Raw genomic sequence first — 1,373 nt, 5'->3', positions numbered from 1 at the left:
TCAGATGTTTCAGATGCAGTTGTAAATTCTGCATCCCTTTTAGCAAGTATATTTAATTCCAAAATTACATTACTTACGATTGTAGAAAGGCCTGTTCCGGTTATACATGAAGGTCTTGAAAACTTAGTTGAGCCAGAAGAAATAAAGCTTCTGATACAGCTTGAGAAAGAGTTAAGACAGCAAGCTGAAGAAAGGCTTGCTGATTATTCCTCTAAACTTTTAGAAAAGGGCTTTGATGTTAAAACAATTATTGAAGTTTCCAATATTGTTGATGGAATACTTGATAATGCTGAAAGGGAAAAAGCTGATTTAATAGTATTAGGCAGTCATAAGAAAGGACTTCTTGATAGGTTTTTACTTGGTAGTGTTTCTGAGAAAGTTATAAACAAATCACCTGTTTCAACTCTTGTTGTAAAAGGTCAGACTATAGAGAAATTAAAAAAACTTTTGGTAGGTTATGATTTTTTACCAGCTTCAAAGGAAGCTTTAAATACAGCTGTGTCAATTGCTGAAAAATGTCAAAGTGAGTTATTTATAGTGCATGCTGAAACAGATTTAGGTCATCCCCACTTATTTTCAGTGGCAAAATCTGTAGCTGCAAAAAAGGTAAAACTTTTAGACCAGATTGTAGACCAGCTAAAAGAAAAAAACATACCTGCAAAGTACGAGATTTTAGAGGAAAAACCTGTTGATGCAATTTTAGAAGAAATAGAAAAGTACCATCCTGACCTTACATTTGTAGGTAAAAGGAAAAGCTCTAAATTAAAAAGATTATTTTTAGGTTCCACTGCAATGAAGATTGTAAAACAATCCCCCACATCTGTTTTAATTGTAAGGAAAAAAGATGTTTAGATTTTTAGTTATTATTTTTTCTATATTAAACTTTTCTTGTAGTGCTGTATCAAGAGAAGAAAATCCATATTTTTATTATGTAATGTGTAAATACGCCCAGTATAATAAAGACTATAAATCTGCAGAGGAGCTTTGTGAAAAAGTTGTTTCACTGCTTCCAGAAACACGAAAAGCATATCAGGAAGTTATAAACATTATTCAAAAAGAAGGGAAAACAGATAAATATCTAAACTATCTAAAAATTTATTCCCAAAAATTCCACAAACCTGAAGATTTTTTATTTGTAGCCAAAAAGTATGAGCAGATAAATAAGTTTGATGAAGCTTTAAAGGTTCTTGAGAAAGCTAAAAAACTATACCCAAACAATCCAGACATATCAGCTTATTTAGTAGATATTTACTCTAAGAAAAAAGATATAGAAAAAATGGAAAGCCAGTTAAAAGAGCTTTTGAAAAATCCAAAATTTAAAAATAAAGCTGGGGCTTATTTTTTACTGGCAAAACTTGAAATTATGCGAAGCA

1 protein-coding gene and 1 pseudogene are annotated in these 1,373 nt (G+C 30.9%); both read left to right on the top strand.

The features are described from left to right. Positions 1-852: universal stress protein (locus HG1285_RS01415; protein ID WP_008289404.1), on the top strand; the 852-nt coding region annotated here is incomplete at its 5' end. Next, positions 845-1,373 (top strand): annotated as a pseudogene (locus tag HG1285_RS01420) (tetratricopeptide repeat protein); the annotation flags it as partial. The gene HG1285_RS01415 and the pseudogene HG1285_RS01420, both read left to right, overlap by 8 nt.

The organism is Hydrogenivirga sp. 128-5-R1-1 (assembly GCF_000171895.1).
This window is presented reverse-complemented; position numbering and strand designations above follow the sequence as displayed.